We start from the raw sequence: 17,408 nt of genomic DNA on the forward strand, positions 1-17,408 counted from the left end.
GGGCATGATAGCGGCCTCTGCCGGCAAGGAAAAAATGCTTGCGCTCCAGAGCCCGCCGCATCGCCCATTGATACGCGCGCGGCTCTCGAAATCTGCCGATTCGCCGCCAACACGGCATCAAGTATACCGGTAGCGCCGCGGTCGCGGCGGGGCTCCACAAAAGTCCGGGGACTTCAAAAAAAAAGATCCATTAATATCCATCCGCTAATATTGATCTCTGAATGAAAAAGTCCTCTGAGGTCGTGGTGCATCCGGCGCGAAATGTTCGCGGCACTGTGCGGCTGCCGGGAGATAAGTCCATTTCCCATCGTTACGCCATGCTGGCGGGCATCGCGGAAGGCCCGTCGCGCCTCGAGAACTATTCGACCGGCGCCGATTGCGGCAGCACTCTCGGCTGCATGCGCTCACTGGGAGTTTCGTGGGAAAGAAAAGACGGCGACGGCGCCATCGAGGTGCAGGGACGCGGCCTCTCGCTGTGCGCTCCCGCCGCTGCGCTCGAGTGCGGCAACTCGGGTTCGACGATGCGGATGCTGAGCGGCGTCGTCTCGGCGCAGAAATTCTCCAGCGAGATGGTGGGCGATGAGTCGCTGTCGCGCCGTCCGATGGAGCGGGTGATTACGCCGCTCACGGCGATGGGAGCGCAGATCGCGTCGCAGGCGGGGAAGCCGCCTTTGCGCATTACCGGCGGTGCACTGAAGGCAATCGAGTATGCCATGCCTGTAGCCAGTGCGCAGGTGAAATCTTGCCTGCTGTTCGCCGGATTATTCGCCGATGGCGAGACGCGCATTGAAGAATCGGTGCGCACGCGCGATCACGGCGAAGTGGCGCTGCGCGCGTTTGGCGCGAAACTCGAACGCGGCGGCGGTTCTGCCGGAAACAGCGTGCGTATTCGTGGCGGCCAGCGGTTGCGGGGGATTGAGGCGCGCATCCCAGGCGACCTTTCGAGCGCGGCTTTCTTTTTATGCGCAACGGCGTTGTTTCCCGGCTCAGAGTTGACGATCCCGAATCTGCTGATGAATCCTACGCGCGCGCGCCTGCTCGACCTCCTGACGCAGATTGGGCTGCGAATTTCGGTCACACAGCTCGATGAGATTCATGGGGAGCTGGTTGGATCGTTGCAAGTGGAAGGCGCCAGACTCACAGGGGCTACCATTACCGGCGCGGATTCTGCCGCGCTGATCGATGAAATTCCGGTGCTGGCCGCGATCGCGCCTTACACGGAACAGGGCATTGAGATTCGCGATGCTAAAGAATTGCGGGTCAAAGAGTCGGATCGCATTGCGGCTGTGGCCACGAATCTGCGCCTTATGGGCGCGCGCGTGGAAGACCGCGAGGATGGCCTGAAGATTCCCGGAGGCCAGGCGCTGCATGGCGCCGAACTCGATTCTTTCGGCGATCACCGAATTGCGATGGCGTTCGCCGTGGCGGCTTTGCGAGCGAACGGAGAAACTTTAATTCGCGGCGCCGAGGCGTCCGCGATTTCCTATCCCGCTTTTTTTGCAACGCTGAAAGAAATCACGGAACGATAGCCGTTCAATCCTCTCAGATGATTCCACCGGATTCAGACGATTCTCCTAAGGTCTGAAAGTAACTTCGGGCTATTACTGCGGTCCCCTTTCTTCTTCGGCGAAGCCTTAGAAAATAGCTAATGATCATGGAATCCCGTTCGCCTGGGGTTTCCGTGCGATTCGACTATTTCTGGGGGTGTGGGAAGTGCGCTCCAAGTTAATCGTATGTGTGGTTCTGACCATTGCATCGGCGGCGTACGCGAAAGACCCTAAGCCATATCAGACGGGCAAGCTGCTGCAAATGGATTCCGTGAAGTGCGGCGTGGCTGAGAAAGACGCCAAGAGTTTTGCCGGCGAAATGCTGGGCTCCGATCCTGAACATCTTCCCAATAAATAACCTGGTCGCCTTTCTGCGCAACGACGAAGATGTATTCCAGTTTTCCGTACCGGATGATGGGAGCAAACTGCGGCTCGACACCATTTGCCTCAAACGCGGCGGTCTGTTGCGGGTCACAGTTGGCCAAATTTTCTTTGACCGACTGCTTGACCGCCTCCGACGCCCGCTGGTTTCAATCTCATGGAGGTCGTGGCCATCGGGCCGTACTCTAGGCGAACAAGAATTCCTTCGTTCTTAACTCCTTGATCGTATCCCTTAGCTTGGCTGCCTTTTCGAACTCAAATTTCTTAGCGGCTTCGCGCATGTCGCTTTCCAGGTTGGCGATGTAGGTGTCGACGTCTTCCTGCGATTTGAATTCTGGGATGCCTTCGGACTCGCCCGCGGTGAGGTCGGCGTAATCGGCGGCTACGATGCCGGCGAGGGTCATGTCCAGTGGGCGGACGATTGATTCGGGAGTGATTCCGTTTTCTTCGTTGTAGGCTGTCTGGATGGCGCGGCGGCGGAGGGTTTCGTCGATGGCGCGTTTCATGGAATCGGTCATCCTGTCAGCATAAAGAATTGCACGGCCGTTGAGATGGCGGGCGCAGCGGCCGATGGTTTGGATGAGCGATCCGGTGGAGCGCAGGAAGCCTTCTTTGTCGGCGTCGAGGATTGCGACTAGTGATACTTCCGGCAGATCGAGGCCTTCGCGCAATAGATTGATGCCGATCAATACATCGAATTCGCCTTTGCGCAGGTCGCGCAAAATCTTTACGCGCTCGAGAGTCTCGATTTCAGAGTGCATGTAGCGGCACTTCACGCCGACTTCGGCGTAGTACTCGGCCAGATCTTCTGACATGCGCTTGGTTAATGTCGTCACCAGCACGCGCTCGCCTTTTTCGGCGCGGGCGCGAATTTCGTGCAGCAGGTCGTCGATTTGGCCCTTGACTGGACGGATTTCAACTTCGGGGTCGATGAGTCCGGTGGGGCGAATGATTTGCTCGACGACGACGCCTGCCGACTTCGTCAGCTCATACGGGCCGGGCGTCGCGGAGACGTAGACGAGTTGATTGGTGCGATGTTCGAATTCGTCAAATGTCAGAGGACGGTTATCGAGTGCGGAGGGCATGCGAAAGCCGTATTCGACCAGCGTTTCCTTGCGCGAGCGGTCACCCGCGTACATCCCGCGCAACTGCGGGACCGTGCCGTGCGACTCGTCGATAAACATCAGATAGTCGCGCGGGAAATAGTCCAGCAGGGTCGGGGGAGGCTCGCCGGGAAGCCGTCCCGTGAAATGCCGCGAATAATTTTCGATGCCGTGGCAGAAGCCCATGGCCTTGATCATTTCTAAATCAAACATGGTGCGCTGATGGATGCGCTGCGCTTCGACGAGGCGACCTTGCTTTTCGAGTTCGGCTTCCCACCACGCAAGTTCCTGCTTGATCGATGCGACCGCCGATGCGCGGGTTTCTTCTTTCATCACGTAATGCGTCTTGGGATAAATCGGCAGGCGCATGTATTTCTGCTTGACGGTGCCGAATAGCGGATCGATCTGGGTGAGCGAAGAAATTTCGTCGCCCCACAGTTCGATGCGGTAGGCCATGTCGTCGTAGGTAGGGAAGACTTCGATGACGTCGCCGCGCACGCGAAAAGTTCCGCGGCGGAAGTCGCTGTTGGTGCGCTCGTAGAGGATTTCGACCAGTCGGCGTGTGATGTCTTCGCGCTTGATCTTCTGGCCCTTTTCGAGAAACATCATCATGCCGTAATAGGCTTCGGGCGAGCCCAGGCCGTAGATGCAGCTGACGGACGCAACGATCAGCGCGTCGCGGCGCTCGAATAAAGAGCGTGTCGCGGAGAGGCGGAGCTTGTCGAGTTCGTCATTGATGGTGGCTTCTTTTTCGATGTAAAGATCGGCGGCGGGTACGTAGGCCTCGGGCTGATAGTAATCGTAATAAGAAACGAAATATTCAACCGCGTTGTGGGGAAAGAAATTCTTGAACTCGTGATAAAGCTGGGCAGCCAGCGTTTTGTTATGGGCCATCACGAGAGCGGGGCGGTTGGCGGCCTCGATGATCTTGGCCATGGTGAAGGTCTTGCCCGATCCGGTTACGCCCAGCAAGACCTGATGTTGCTCGCGATCGTAGATGCCACGCAGGAGGGCCGCGATGGCATTGGCCTGGTCGCCTTGCGGTTTGTAGGTGGAGACGAGTTTGAAGTCCATGGGGAAGGCAGCTTCTAGCTATCAGCTCTCAGCCATCAGCTAAACCTTAGCACCGCGCAACTGGCCCCGGTGTGCTTGTGTGGGGCCGGGTCTTTGACCCGGCCAAGCCCAGCAACGCTCGGCTGGTTTCCCGGAGGCTCAACAGGAGCCGATTTCGACGACTGAGAATCTTTCCATTATAAAGGTGTAGGTGAGAGTCGGTTGGTGGTTAGCAAGCATTTGCTGAGCTAGCCGAAATTCGCTGCCAAAAGTCTTCGGCTTGAAGATTACGAATCAGCTCCGCTTTTAGCTCGCCTTTCGAGGCGCTTGAACGCACCGGCTGACCGACCATTCGGCAAAGCTCCCGTAGTTGCTTTTCTTTTAGTGGCTTCAAGGATTGCTCCAAAGCTGCTTTGTCGCTCCTCTGAGCACGAATAGTTTCTAGAAACTGTTCATCAATTGCGACTTCGCTTCCCGCCGCATTGCGTTCGACGTAGGGAGCCACGAAAGAAAAAGTTACGCGGCCCCCGAGGCGCTCCAGCTTCTGAAGTTGCTTCGGCTCAAAATAGCGTGCCAACCAATCCTTGAGATCGTCAGGCAGGCTTCGACCCGGGACTAGGTCGATGTGATGTTTGGGCATGATAGGTATCCATTCGCTTGATCGTTTCTTTCGTTATTGCCGTTAGGCATTCTTCGATGCTCGGCTGTCCGGAAGTGTGCCTGCTAAATTCGTAGCGGCTGAACTTCGCGCCTTGTTCTCCCAAGAAGCGGGCAATAGCATCTAGTCGCGGTATGACGCCAATGGTAGGCTTACCGCGGATGACATCTTTCTCTATCTGTTCAAGGTCCAGTTGAATACTTCGATCGAGTCGCGCATGGGCGGACTGTTGACTTGTAACCTTGCCTCCCGGCGGGCCTCCGGTGCGATTGATCACGTTGAGGACATATCCGAGGAAGAGAGGGCGGTCCGCTACCGGAATCTTCTTTACCCATCGCAGCAAGCGTGGCATTCCGTAGCTAGAAATAACGTCCGGTATTGTAACCGGCAGATAGAAGCTACAAGCCTGCAACATCGCTTGTGTGAGGAACATCTTGTTGGGTGGGCAGTCGACGATGATGTAGTCAAAGGTGTCGAACGCATCCATCATCTGCTTGCAGTACAGGAACAACTCGTCAACCCGGCGGGCGTTCTGGCCGGATACACTAGCCGCAATTTCCATGTCAAGCTCTTCTACATCAAATGAACCCTTGATGATCGAGAGTTTGTCCGGTGCGAGTGAGTCCGGAACCTTCGTTACATACTGGCTGAAGTTGGTTTTCCTAATCTTGGTCCACTTCGTCGGTCTCACAAGGTTGTAAATTGTAAGTTCGGTCTTGCTGACCGCTTCAGGGTCGAAGCCTAGGGCGAGAGAGAGGCTGCACTGGGGGTCAATGTCAAAGAGCAACACCCGCTTGCCCGTCAGTTCGGCTAAGTAGTAGCCGAGAAGACATGTCACCGTAGTCTTGCCTACGCCTCCCTTGTAATTCGCAACGCAGATAGACCCCGGATGTTTTGGAGTACTAAACACGTCATGCCTGAGCTTGTGCTCCGGTTTTAGGACTGGGTTAAGCGGACCTTGCAGCATCGACGAAGTGTTCACTATCACCTCCGCGCAGCGCGCTTACTGAATGGCGGATCGACGGGGCCGAGATTGCAATTATACTCGGTAAGCTTGGGCCGAACGTGACTCATAGCGCTGGCCGCAGCTCCACTTTTTTCGTCGTGATTGTGGCTTGCGCGCTCTTTAGCATCGGGCGCGGGTAGGGCTCGGTGTAGGCTTCTACTGTGATCGTTCCTGCGGTGCGCGTCGACTGGACGATTACTTGGACGAGGCCGTTGAAGAGGCTTCGCTTCGGGGCCTTGTCCGACTCCTGGCAGTTGGGGTCGCCGTTGCCGACGCCGATCAGGGCGCCGTCGCCGGTGACTTTGAAGCTGATCATGTTGGCCGCTGTTGGAATTGCGCGGCCTTGCTCGTCGAGGGTTTCAACCTTTAGTACCGCCACGTCTTCGCCGTCGGCGTTGATTTCGGTGCGGTCGGGAGTGAGGCGGATCGACACTGGGTCGCCAGTGGTTTCGCGCTTTTCCGTCAACACGACTTTGCCATCTTTCGTGCCGCGGGCTTCGAGGACTCCGGGCTCGTACTTTACTTTCCATTCGAGATGCGTGAGCGGTTCTACTTTCTTCGAGCCCTGGCTCTTGCCGTTGAGAAAGACTTCGACCGAGTCGAGATTCGAGTGCACCCAGACCGAGATCGGTTCGCCGTTGCGCTGATCCCAGTTCCAGTGCGGAAATAAGTGCAGTACTGGCTCCGATCCCCACCAGGCTTTGTAGTAGTAAAAATTATCCTTGGGAAAGCCGCACATGTCGACGATGCCGAATTGCGAGTTGATCGAGGGCCAGCCGTAGGGCGTGGGCTCGCCGCGATAGTCGAAGCCGGTCCAGGCAAAGCCGCCGGAGAGCCATTCGCGGGCGGCGTAGAATTTCCACCATTCTTCGGCGAGCTCGGACCAATCGGTGTGGTTGAGGTCGTAGGCGCTGACCCAGTTGCGCAGCGCGTCGGTCGAATAAATGCCGCGCGTGGAAACGGTGCTGGCCGTCTCCGAGCCGACGCTGGGTTGCCTGGGATGTTTGGCGTGATAGGCGTCCAGTTCTTTCAGGTTGTAGTTGAAGCCCATCACGTCGAGCACTTCGGGGAAGTGCGTATTAAAACTGCCGTTGACAGCGGCGGTGCAGAGGCGGGTGGGATCGAGTTCGTGCGTGCGCGCGATCATGTCGGAGACGACGCGCGGGCCTTGCGGTTGCGGCATCAGGGTCCACTCCTCGTTGCCCATCGACCAGAGAATGATCGAGGGAGAGTTACGGTAGCGCTTCACCATTAGTTCCAGTTGCGCCATCCCTTCGGCGTTGGAACTCATCAGGCGGGTTTCGCACATCATCATCATGCCGAGGTGGTCGCAGGCTTCCACCCATTCTGGAGTGGGCATGTTGTGCGACGTGCGGACGGCGTTGCCGCCCATGTCTTTTAATATTGCGAGGCGATACCACTGCATGCGATCGGGGAGGGCTGCTCCGACACCCGCATGGTCATGATGATTGCAGGTGCCTTTGATCTTCACGGATTTGCCGTTGAGGAAGAATCCTTTGTCGGGGTCCCACGCGATCGAGCGCACGCCGAAGGTGACGCGCTCGGCATCGAGCGTCTTGCCGTTGGACTCGACCGTGACGACGGCTGAATAAAGGCTGGGGGTTTCGGGCGACCAGAGGGCTGCATTCGTCAAATTGGCGGTCGCACTGAAAGTCGCCGAACCGTCAGTAGCAACGGATTGCGGCGCTGAGTCGGCTGCGGCCACAGCTTTGCCGGAGTGATCGAAGATCTGCCAGCGTACGCGGCAATTGTCCGGCTGCTTGCCATGATTCTGCACGATCGTTCCCAAATTCAGGATTGAAGTGTTGCCCTTCGTAGCGGTGCGGACATAGCTATCCCAATGTCCGATATGCAGCGGGTTCGTCTTGGTGAGCCACACGTGGCGGTAAATACCAGCGCCCTCGTAGAACCAGCCGTCGCCGAAGCTGGCATCCATGCGGACGACCAGATAATTCTTGCCTCCGTAGTTTAGAAAATCGCTAAGGTCGAAGCGGAAGGGGGCATAGCCGTTGTCGTTGCGTCCCATAAACGCGCCGTTGAGAAACACGAGCGCGCTGCGGAATGCGCCGTCGAACTCGATGGTGATCCAGCGACCTTCGTCTTCTTTTGGAATGTCGAACACGCGGCGGTACCAACCCACGCTGGTCTCGGGATAGCGGCGGCCGAGCGGTTTGTAGCCGTGCGAATTTTGTTCTTCGTCGTGCACGAAGGGCAATTCGACTGCCCAGTCGTGCGGCAGGTTCAGAGATCGCCATTTGGAGTCGTCGAATTTCTCGCGAGCGAAGTCGAATTCGCCGGTTTTGGCGAAATCGCCCTGGCCTTTGCCGAATCCGAGATCTCGGAGGGGATCGCAGCCGTGGCCTTGGAAGAATTTCCAACCGAAGTCGAAGAGAAGACGTTCGCGCGGAGCGAGCGCTGATAATGCCTCCGCCGAAGCTGCTTGGGGATAGGCTGACAGAAGAGCGTGGGCGCGGCGCACAGAGCCGGCGACCAGAGTTGAGGCGGAAAGAGCCAGACCGGACCGAAGCAGATCACGACGGGTGAACGACGACATTCAGTGACCTCAAGGATGAATCGTAGGGACTCAGCATTATAAGGCTGAGTCGTTCGGAACGGGGAAGTTCGCATGGACACGCGCTACGGTTTGGCTGAGAGCTGACGGCCGCCGCCGTGTTTCTCTAAGCTACGGTTTTTGGGTTGGCCTCAGCAGGATTTCACTGACAAAGGATTGCGGGGATTGCGTAACGAGCATCGCTACGGCGTGGGCAACGTCCGCGGGCTGGAGCATTTTCGCTGGATCTTTTCCGGCGTGGGGGCTGAGTTCGGTTTCGGTTGAGCCGGGGCAGATCACGCTGGCGCGGATGTTGTGGGGACGGAGTTCTTCGGCGATGGAGTAGGTAAGGCCATTCAATCCCCACTTGGAGGCGGCGTAGGCGGCGCCATTCGGGACAGCGTTTTTTCCGGCGAGGGACGAGATATTGATGATGTGTCCGGCGTAGGCACGAATCATGAGCGGAACGAAGGCGCGGATGGCGAAATAGACTCCGCGCAAGTTGGTGTTGAGGATGCGGTCCCAATCTTCGGGGAGCAGGTTGTGCAAGGGCTCGTTGAAACCGCCGACGCCGGCGTTGTTAACGAGGATGTCGAGGCGGCCGAAAGTGCTGTCGACGCGAGCCGACGCGTATTCGAGTTGATGAAGAATGGTGACGTCGCAGGGAATGACTTCGGTCTTGCCGCCAGCGGTGAGGATGGCCTGTGCGGTGGCGTCGAGCGTGGACCTGGTGCGTCCGCAGAGGACGGTGGTGGCCCCGAGCATAGCGAGTTTCTGCGCGATGGCAGCGCCGATGCCGCTGCCGGCTCCGGTGACGACGGCGACTTGCCCGGCGAGGGGCTGTCCGGTGTCCATAGAGATAGCGTCTCCTATGCGCGAGTGTAGGATACTGCCCGGGCGGATTTGGAAACATCCGTCTTGTCTACAATACGCATCTGAACGATTAATGGGGAGCAGGAATGGAAGTTACTTGCCTTCGGCGGAGGAGGTACTTATAATCCGGCCAACCGGGAAAGGGGTTCGAGGACCACTCGCGATCGAGCGAGGCAGTCGAACAAGGCCACTTTCCCCGGGGCCCCCTGCCAGGAAGCCGGCATTCCAAAGCAGGCAATGCGACCGAGTGCGGTCGCGATGGAATGCAGTTGCTGCTGCGCGGTACGAAGACGATTCCCAGAAAAGTAATTTCCTGAAGAACCAAAAGGACAAGGAGCCATACTGATGAAAAAGATTCTGCTAACGGTTGTGCTTGGAGTGGCAGTGAGCGCGGTGGGACAAGGCACTGCGGCGCCCACTCAGGGCCAACCGGCGACGCCGCCGGCCCAAGGACAAGCTGCGGCGCCGGCTGCGCAGGCGCCGGTGATCAAAGACCCGGCGGAGTACAACGCCTACGTGGCTGCCTATCAGGCTTCAGACCCCAATGCGAAGATTAGCGGACTGGAGGCGTTTCTTACGCAGTATCCCAATAGCGTAATGAAGAACCAGGCGCTGGAACTTCTGATGGCGGCGTACCAGCAGACGAACAATATGAAGAAGGCCATGGATACGGCGGCCAAGTTGGTGGCGGTGGATACGTGCAACGAAGGGGCGCTGGCGCGGCTTGCCTATTTTGACCGAGTAATGGCTCAGGGCGGGGACCCGAACGCCAAACAACTGTTGGCGGACGCCAAGAAATACGGCCAGCAGGGACTTGATTGCCTGCCTAAATTCACCCCTCCGGCGGGCACCTCGGAAGCGGATGTTCAGAAGACGAAAGATCAGATGAATGCGATATTTAATGCTGCCATCGGCATCTCGTGCTTGCAGGACAAGGATAATGCGTGCGCGACCAAGTCTTTGCGCGTCGCCGTGGACGCGAATCCGACGGATTTCAGCGTAGTGTATCCGCTGGCGCTGGCATATTTGGGGTCGACGCCGCCGGACTATCAGAACGGGATCTGGTTCGCGGCGCGGGCGGCAGCGGTGGCTCCAGCGGCGGCTCAGGCGGGAATCGAAAAGTATGCAAAGTCGCAGTATGTGAAGTTCCATGCAGGGGACGATGGCTGGGCGGAGCTACTGGCCGCGGCCAAGGCGAACGGTCCACAGATGGCGATCAAACCGGCGCCCACACCGGCGGAGCAATGCCACGCGATGGTAGCGTCCAAGGCGCCGAAAGAGATGAGCTTTGCGGAGTGGCAGTTCGTGTTCACCAATTGCGAGCAGGCAGATCAGGACACGGTCTGGAATGCGATCAAGGGCGTTGCCGTGCAGATGAATGGTACGGTGATCAGCACGACCCCCACTGAGTTCCAGATTGCCGGCAGTTCGGATGATATCGATGCGAAGAAGGCGGACATCACGCTGAAGTTCGAGGAGAAGGTTCCGGTGCGATTGATTCCAAAAGACGGGGCCAGCTTGGACTTCCAGGGTGAGCCCGCTTCCTATACACCGAATCCGTTCATGATGGTGATGGAGAAGGGGCAGCTGTTGAGGGCCAAAGCGGCTCCGGCGAAGCCGGCGGTGCATCACAAGCCGGCCGCCAGCCAATAGCGAATAGGCAAGTGAAAGCAAAGGCAGCCCGCGCGGGCTGCCTTTTCATTTGCGTTGACGTCATGGGCCGTCCACCCGGCACTTCCCTGCGGGGCTTTCACATTCCGCCGCCAAGCGGCTGAGTTAGCGGACGATTTTCTTCTCGACGATCGCGGTGCGGGTGCTGCGAGGTGGGCGCTTGACGCCGTCGCGCAGCACGCGGACGTCAATTTTGAGTTCGGTGATGGTACGGCTGAGGGTGTTGCGATGCATGCCGAGTTCGCGGGCGGCGCGGCACTGGTTGCCTTTGTTCTCCTGCAATACGGTGAGGATGAAACGCTTTTTGAATTCGCGCACGCCTTCGGAGTAAAGAATGTTGCTTCTGTACATCTGGAGAACCAGAGCTTCCAATTGATCTTTCACGATGCGTCTCTCTCTTAAATATGAATTTTCACTGCACCGCGGCCTATTGCGGCGGGGAAGCAGGGGAACTGGTTAACTTCTGCGGAGCCTGATGGAGCAAGGTAAGACCCTGCTCGAAGCGCAGCCTCAACTCGGTGGGTGCGAGCCACGCGGCGGCGTGCCCGAGCACGAGAAAGTAAGGCGCGAGCTGCGAATTCTGTAGCAGCTTTGAGGTTGGCGTGAATGCCGTCATGCCCATCAGGATCACCGCTACCATCAACCCGCCCTTTGCCAGTCCCAGGACTGCGCCGAGGAAACGGTCAAGGCCGCTGAGTCCGGACTGCTTCATCACCCACCGTGCGATTCTGGCGGCGAGGCCGAACAGGATCACGATGGCAAAAAAAATGACGAAGAAACCAAGAACCTCAGCCAACCACACATTCTTCAAAAACGATTCCAGCCACTCCGCGACGACGCGATATTTCCAGGCCGCCACGATGTAGCCTACGACCAGCCCGGCAATGGTGAGAGCTTCGGAAAAGAAGCCCTGCATGGCGGCTGTGACGACATTAATTAACAACAACGCACAAATGAACCAGTCCGCGGGGGTCATGCTGCGCTCCCGCGGGCGCAGATCGCACCAGAAGCGGGATTACACATCCAACTTGTGTCCCGTAAGCTGGAAATAAGCCTCGAGATATTTTTCGCTGGTGCGGCGAGCCACGTCGGCGGGAAGCGCGGGCGCCGGCGGGTGCTTGTTCCAGTGAATCTGCTCGAGATAATCGCGGACGTACTGCTTGTCATAAGAATCCTGCGGCCGTCCCGGAACGTACTTGTCGGCGGGCCAGAAGCGCGAGGAGTCGGGAGTGAGGACTTCGTCGGCCAGAGTGATGCCCTTGGCGGTGCGTCCAAACTCGAACTTGGTGTCGGCGATGATGATGCCGCGGTTCAGCGCGTAGGCGGCGGCTTTCTTGTAGACGCGCAGGGTCAGATCGCGCAGATGGCTGGCGGTTTCGACGCCGACGATGTGGCACATCTGGTCGAAGGAAATGTTTTCGTCGTGTCCGGTTGTGGCCTTCGTAGACGGGGTGAAGATGGGCTCAGGAAAGACATCGGATTCTTTGAGGCCGGCGGGCAACTGGATGCCCGAGACCTTGCCAGTGGCTTTGTATTCTTTCCAGGCGGAACCGGAGATGTAGCCGCGGACCACGCATTCCACGGGAAACATGGCGGCGCGCTGCACGAGCATGGAGCGGCCCTGCAACTGGTCAGCGTACTTGCGAATGGATGCTGGATACTTGTCAACGTCGGCGGTGATCAGGTGATTGGGGACGATCTCGGCCAGGTAATCGAACCAGAAGAGGGAAATCTGGCTGAGGACGCGTCCCTTGTGGGGGATGCCGGTGGCCAGGATGTAATCGAAAGCCGAGATGCGGTCGGTGGCGACGAAGAGCAGTTGCTGGTCGTTGAGGGAATAGATGTCCCGCACCTTGCCGCTGGCGTGAAGGTGGAGATCGGGAAAATTGGTTTGTAAGAGGACGGGATCGAGTAGATCGGAAGTCATGGAGAAATTTTACAGGCAAGGAGCGAGGCGTATTCTAGCTGGTCAGAAAAAAATGTCAACGATTCTGATCAGGTTTTCGTGCGTCGCAAGCGATCCGTTCCAATGAAAAATGTTGACAGCAAAGCAGATGGCGGAAAGGGCTTAGGGGACAAGGGTTATGAGTAATCGGAATTGTGGAAAAGCTGAGGATGGGAGTGGATAACTGGGACGTTACAAGTGATGAGGCAGCGTCCACTTTTTGAATGTAAGTTCAACTTCGTCGTCGCTCGCGAAATCAGCGCGGTCGGCTTCGGCTAAGGCGTTCGTGATTTCTTCGATTTGCCAGGAATCGAGAGAAGGACATTCTTCGTCGGCATGCGCAGGAGATTTCAATTTGTCGCTGCAAAACGTACTGAGACGAGTTTCGAGACCCCCGGCTCCTGCATGGTGACTCCGTAGAGAACGGGGGCGATGCTCATGGTTTTCTTGCTGTGAGTGATAAGGACGAACTGGGTTTGCACGCTCATTTCTTTGACCAGTTCGGTGAAGCGGCCGATGTTGGCTTCGTCGAGCGGGGCATCGACTTCGTCGAGAATGCAGAATGGGCTGGGGGCGTATTGGAAGATGCCGACGAGCAAAGCGAGCGCGGTGAGCGCTTTCTCGCCCCCGGAGAGCAGAAGCACGCTTTGAAGGCGCTTGCCGGGAGGCGAAGCGACAACGTCGATACCGCTCTCGGCGCTGTTCTCTTCGTCGGTTAATTTCATGAAGGCGTGCCCGCCGCCGAACAGCTTCTTGAATGTGGCCTGGAAATTTTCGTTGATCTTAGCGAAAGCTTCTTCAAATTTCTGACGCGAGATTTGATCGATCTCTTTGATGGTGGCCGTTGTGTTTTCGATCGACGAGATCAAGTCCTTGCGCTGAGTATCGAGGAAGCCGTGGCGCTCGGCGGACTCTTTGTACTCTTCGAGGGCCATCATGTTGACCGGGCCCATGGCTTCGAGTTTCGTGCGCATGTCGCGATAAAGTCGATCTTCGGCGGTGAGTTCATCGCCGGTGACGGCCACGAGTGTGGTGTCGGCCATTAATGCGGCGCGCTCGACGCCGAGTTCGTTGAGGCAGATTTCCGACATGTGCTGCGCATCCGATTGCAGCTTCGCGGCAGTGGCGGAAAGTTCGCCCCGGCGATCGCGGGCCTGGTCAAGTAGCAGGCGGCTGTTGCGCAGCAGGTCGTCGATTTCGGTGAGGCGGGCGCGGAGTTGTTCGGTCTCAAATTGCAGCAGGCCTTCGCGGGCTTGCGCGGCATTGCGTTCGGCTTCGAGATCGGCGGCATTCTGGGCGAGTTGTTGGTTCTCGGATTCGCGCTGCAATTTCTCGGCAGCGGCGGATTCGATTTGCGAAGTCAGTGCATGAACGCGTTCGCCCATCTCGGAGAATAGAGATTCGATGCGTTGCAGCACAGCAGATGCGGAACGGTGGCGCTCTTCGAGTGTGGCCACACGGGCGGCATGCTGCGAGGTGGTTTGGGCCGATTCTTCGCGACGCTGGCGAAGAGCGGTCAGAGACTCCTGCGCGGCGGCGATCTGCTGCTCAAGTTGGATGCGCTGTTCTTCTAAGGCTGCGATTTCGGACTGGCGCGCGCAGACTATGCTTTCCTGTTCGGCGCGATCGATGGCGAGGCGGCGCAATTCCATTTGCGAGACGGTGAGTCGCTCGCTGACGCGGGTCATCTCCGAGTCAAGTTGTTGGAGCATGTGGCCCGATGTCATCGCCTGATGTTCGGCTTCGCGCTTTTCACCGTCGAGACGATCGAGCAGGGAAGTGAGATCTTTGATCTCGCGGCCCAGAGTGAGCACTCGTATTTCTTCATCGCGGAGAGCGCGCTCGAGATCTTCCATCTGCCGGAGCACCTCGCGCAGTTCGCGCTTCATCGAGAGCGGGCCTTCGGCGCGCTGCTTGCCGCCGGTGACCGTGACGTTGTGGAAACACTCGCCGGCTTGAGAGAGGAAAAAAGCATCGGGATTTTCCAGAGCCAGGCCGCGGGCTACGCCTGCTTCGGGAACGATGTAGCCGTCGCGCAGCTTGGGCAGGATGACTTCCAGCGATTTGCCGAAGCCGTCGAGGACACGAATGGTGCTCTTGAGTGGAGTGATCTGGGCCGCGGGGGGCGCGCAGTGTGCGGCTTCATTGAGCACGAAAGAGAATTTGGCTTGCGCGTCTTCGGGATGGACGAGGAAGGTGGCGCGGCCATCGACGCCGGTGCGCAGCATGCGCAGGCCTTCGTCGGCAGCGTCCCAGGATTTGACGACGACGTAGTTGAGTTCGTCGCGCAGGAAATCTTCGACGACGCGTTCGTAGCGAGGTTCCACTTCGAGGAAGTCGGCGAGCACGCCAACCGGGGCAAGGCCGCTGTTCATCACGCCGGATTGGAAGAGGCGGCGAACCGATTCGGTGGAGTATCCGTGCTCGGCGATGACGGCTTCGAGCGAGCCTTTCTTGCCGAGATAGGAGGCGTATTCGGCGCGGAGCACGTCGAGATTGGTCTTGGCCCGCGTCTCTTCCAGCTTTTTCTGTTCGATCAGGCGGCGGAGTTGGCTGATTTCTTCGGCGATTCCGGTGACGCGTTGGGTGACGGTTTCAAATTCGAGAGCGAGTTGGCCGCGCTGGCCGCCGAAGGCGTCGACCTGAACGTTGGCGCTACCGATTTCGGATTCGAGGCGGCGGGCTTCGCGATCGGCGCCAGCGAGACGTTCTTCGGCTTGCGCGAGTTGATTGCGCAGGCGCGACGCGGAGGAGACCGTGTCGAAGACTGCGACGCGGGATTCTTCCTGCTGGCGCTCGATTTCGGCGAGGCTCGCGGCAGCGGCAGCGGCCTCTTGCTGGCAGAGGACGAAGTCGGATTGAGCGGCGGCCAAGTCAGCGGCGGCGGATTCGAGGATCTGGCGATTGGATTCGCGTTCGGATTCGAGCGCGGTTAGGCGATGGCGCGCCTGCGCTAGTTCGGCTTCAGAGGAAGCGGCGCGCACCAGCAACTCGGCGCAGCGTTCTTCGTTGTGACGACGGCGGGCGTGGGCGCGGTCGATTTCCAGAATGATCTGGCTGATGCGGTCGCGGTTCTCGCGCTGTTCGGCTTCGATGGAGTAACCGCGCTGGGTACGCTCGGCGTGTTCGGCATCGAGTTGGTGCACGGCGGCGGTGCGATGCTCCATCTCTTCGGCGAGGATGTTGAGTTGGGAATCTATCGCGGCGCTTTCCTGTTCGATGGCGGCGAATTTACTGGCGAGAACCACGCGCAGCTTGGCGCGCATTTCTTCGCGCAGGCGGGCGTAGCGCTCGGCCTTGCTGGCCTGGCGCTTGAGCGAATTCATCTGGCGCGTGACTTCGTCGAAGATGTCGTTGATGCGGGAAAGGTTGAGCTTGGCGTCTTCGAGGCGGGCTTCGGCGAGGCGCTTCTTGGTTTTGAATTTCGTTATGCCGGCGGCCTCTTCGAGAATAGCGCGGCGGTCGGTGGGGCGGCTGCTGAGGATCTGGCCGATGCGTCCCTGCTCGATGAGCGCGTAGGATTCAGGGCCGAGGCCGGTGCCCATGAAGAGTTCCTGAATGTCGCGGAGGCGGCAGAGTTTGCCGTTTAGCAAATACTCGCTGTCGCCGGAGCGGAACAGGCGACGGGTGACATGAATTTCACCGTGATGGAACTGCTGCTGGTTGAATTTGCGGCGGCGGATTTTGAGGACTACGTGCGGGGCAGGAGTGCCTGCGGATGCGGCGGTCAGCGGTGCAACTACCGTGTGCGCGGGCAGGGCGAACACAGGCTCGTCGTCGGGAAAAGCAACGGCGATGGTGTTGATTTTGTTGCGCGGGAGTTCTACTTCTTCGGTTCTGCCGGGCTGTGCGTCTTCCACGGCGTCTTCTGTTGCTTTAGCGGCGCGGGCGCGAATGGAGGCTTCGTCCCAGTCGTCGTTGATGTTGGCTTCAGGCAGATTGTCTTGAATGTCGATTTCGGTGGGCGCGTTTGCGTCGGCGCCGTTGTAGGCTTCGGGATCGATCAGGGTTAGCGACACTTCGGCCATGCCGGTGGGCTTGCGGTCGCGAGTGCCGGCGAAGATGACGTCTTCCATGCGGGCGCCGCGCAAGGTCTTGGCCGACTGTTCGCCGAGTACCCAGGAGATGGCGTCGGAAATATTGGACTTGCCGCAACCGTTGGGGCCGATAATGGCCGCCACCCCGTCCCCGTGGAACTTGAGTTCGGTGCGGTCGCAGAACGACTTGAACCCGAGAATCTGAAGCCTCTTCAGTTTGAGCAACGTAAACTCCTTGGAAAAAACAGTGGCGAGTTGGCAGCGGCCAGTGGAACCGAGTGCCCCATTTCTCGACTCATGGGCGAGAGGTGGCGATTTTTGCTGCTGCTTTCAACGAAGCAGACCCTGTTTACCAAGAGGATTCCTCCCCTGGAGATTCGATGCATGGCGACGCGCTCCCCGGTGCGTTTTCACCCCAGGCTGGATAGGGCGGGAACAAAGTTAAGCTACTGTAACGGGGAAATTGGGGCGGGGTCAAGGAATATAACACCATATGTGGTGTGGGTTTGCAAAGGACCGCGTTGGGTTGCACACACATTGCAGCAACTGGCCGGTTTTTCAG

At 58.4% G+C, this 17,408-nt stretch carries 12 protein-coding genes; 3 read left to right on the plus strand and 9 right to left on the minus strand.

The window, feature by feature from the left end:
• The first annotated feature begins 221 nt into the window (after window positions 1-221).
• Both aroA and VGM18_03860 read left to right on the plus strand, forming a co-directional pair.
• A complete protein-coding gene (aroA, locus tag VGM18_03855; GenBank protein HEY3972112.1) occupies window positions 222-1,529 on the plus strand; it encodes a 3-phosphoshikimate 1-carboxyvinyltransferase in 1,308 nt (435 codons plus the stop codon).
• 184 nt (window positions 1,530-1,713) lie between these two features.
• Window positions 1,714-1,905, plus strand: coding sequence for a hypothetical protein (locus VGM18_03860; protein ID HEY3972113.1), 192 nt, complete (start codon window positions 1,714-1,716; stop codon window positions 1,903-1,905).
• A 208-nt stretch (window positions 1,906-2,113) separates the two neighbouring features.
• Here the strand turns inward: VGM18_03860 and uvrB are convergent, their stop codons facing one another.
• The 5 genes from uvrB to VGM18_03885 all read right to left on the minus strand — a co-directional run bounded on the left by uvrB (window position 2,114) and on the right by VGM18_03885 (window position 9,175).
• Window positions 2,114-4,105 (minus strand): excinuclease ABC subunit UvrB, encoded by a 1,992-nt coding sequence (gene uvrB, locus VGM18_03865; protein HEY3972114.1) that lies wholly within the window; start codon window positions 4,103-4,105, stop codon window positions 2,114-2,116.
• 208 nt (window positions 4,106-4,313) lie between these two features.
• Window positions 4,314-4,724, minus strand: coding sequence for a hypothetical protein (locus VGM18_03870; protein HEY3972115.1), 411 nt, complete (start codon window positions 4,722-4,724; stop codon window positions 4,314-4,316).
• A complete protein-coding gene (locus VGM18_03875; protein HEY3972116.1) occupies window positions 4,678-5,724 on the minus strand; it encodes a ParA family protein in 1,047 nt (348 codons plus the stop codon). The genes VGM18_03870 and VGM18_03875 overlap by 47 nt, the downstream gene beginning before the upstream one ends.
• An 88-nt stretch (window positions 5,725-5,812) precedes the next feature.
• Window positions 5,813-8,323, minus strand: coding sequence for a beta-galactosidase GalA (galA, locus tag VGM18_03880; protein HEY3972117.1), 2,511 nt, complete (start codon window positions 8,321-8,323; stop codon window positions 5,813-5,815).
• A 129-nt stretch (window positions 8,324-8,452) separates the two neighbouring features.
• On the minus strand, window positions 8,453-9,175 hold the full coding sequence (locus VGM18_03885; protein HEY3972118.1) for an SDR family NAD(P)-dependent oxidoreductase: 723 nt from the start codon (window positions 9,173-9,175) through the stop codon (window positions 8,453-8,455).
• Window positions 9,176-9,538: 363 nt separating this feature from the next.
• On the opposite strand from VGM18_03885, the gene VGM18_03890 reads away from it, so the two are divergent.
• A complete protein-coding gene (locus tag VGM18_03890) occupies window positions 9,539-10,846 on the plus strand; it encodes a hypothetical protein (GenBank protein HEY3972119.1) in 1,308 nt (435 codons plus the stop codon).
• A 123-nt stretch (window positions 10,847-10,969) separates the two neighbouring features.
• On the opposite strand, the gene VGM18_03895 is transcribed toward VGM18_03890, so the two are convergent.
• The 4 genes from VGM18_03895 to smc all read right to left on the minus strand — a co-directional run bounded on the left by VGM18_03895 (window position 10,970) and on the right by smc (window position 17,071).
• Window positions 10,970-11,248 carry a helix-turn-helix domain-containing protein gene (locus VGM18_03895; protein HEY3972120.1) on the minus strand — a complete coding sequence of 93 codons (279 nt, stop codon included), beginning with the start codon at window positions 11,246-11,248 and terminating at the stop codon, window positions 10,970-10,972.
• A gap of 43 nt (window positions 11,249-11,291) precedes the next feature.
• Window positions 11,292-11,840: a CvpA family protein gene (locus VGM18_03900; protein ID HEY3972121.1), complete on the minus strand. Its 549-nt coding sequence runs from the start codon at window positions 11,838-11,840 to the stop codon at window positions 11,292-11,294.
• Window positions 11,841-11,879: 39 nt separating this feature from the next.
• Entirely contained in the window at window positions 11,880-12,791 is a 912-nt protein-coding gene (locus VGM18_03905) for a phosphoribosylaminoimidazolesuccinocarboxamide synthase (protein HEY3972122.1), read from the minus strand.
• A 368-nt stretch (window positions 12,792-13,159) separates the two neighbouring features.
• A complete protein-coding gene (smc, locus tag VGM18_03910; protein ID HEY3972123.1) occupies window positions 13,160-17,071 on the minus strand; it encodes a chromosome segregation protein SMC in 3,912 nt (1,303 codons plus the stop codon).
• Between the last annotated feature and the right edge of the window lie 337 nt (window positions 17,072-17,408).

Source organism: Candidatus Sulfotelmatobacter sp. (assembly GCA_036500765.1).
Lineage (GTDB): Bacteria > Acidobacteriota > Terriglobia > Terriglobales > Acidobacteriaceae > Sulfotelmatobacter.

Bases quoted from the DNA above. Each gene is read 5' to 3' on its own strand.
- VGM18_03870 (HEY3972115.1), bottom strand. From the start codon at position 4,724: ATGCCCAAACATCACATCGACCTAGTCCCGGGTCGAAGCCTGCCTGAC.
- uvrB (HEY3972114.1), bottom strand. From the start codon at position 4,105: ATGGACTTCAAACTCGTCTCCACCTACAAACCGCAAGGCGACCAGGCC.
- VGM18_03900 (HEY3972121.1), bottom strand. From the start codon at position 11,840: ATGACCCCCGCGGACTGGTTCATTTGTGCGTTGTTGTTAATTAATGTC.
- aroA (HEY3972112.1), top strand. From the start codon at position 222: ATGAAAAAGTCCTCTGAGGTCGTGGTGCATCCGGCGCGAAATGTTCGC.
- galA (HEY3972117.1), bottom strand. From the start codon at position 8,323: ATGTCGTCGTTCACCCGTCGTGATCTGCTTCGGTCCGGTCTGGCTCTT.
- VGM18_03905 (HEY3972122.1), bottom strand. From the start codon at position 12,791: ATGACTTCCGATCTACTCGATCCCGTCCTCTTACAAACCAATTTTCCC.
- VGM18_03890 (HEY3972119.1), top strand. From the start codon at position 9,539: ATGAAAAAGATTCTGCTAACGGTTGTGCTTGGAGTGGCAGTGAGCGCG.
- VGM18_03885 (HEY3972118.1), bottom strand. From the start codon at position 9,175: ATGGACACCGGACAGCCCCTCGCCGGGCAAGTCGCCGTCGTCACCGGA.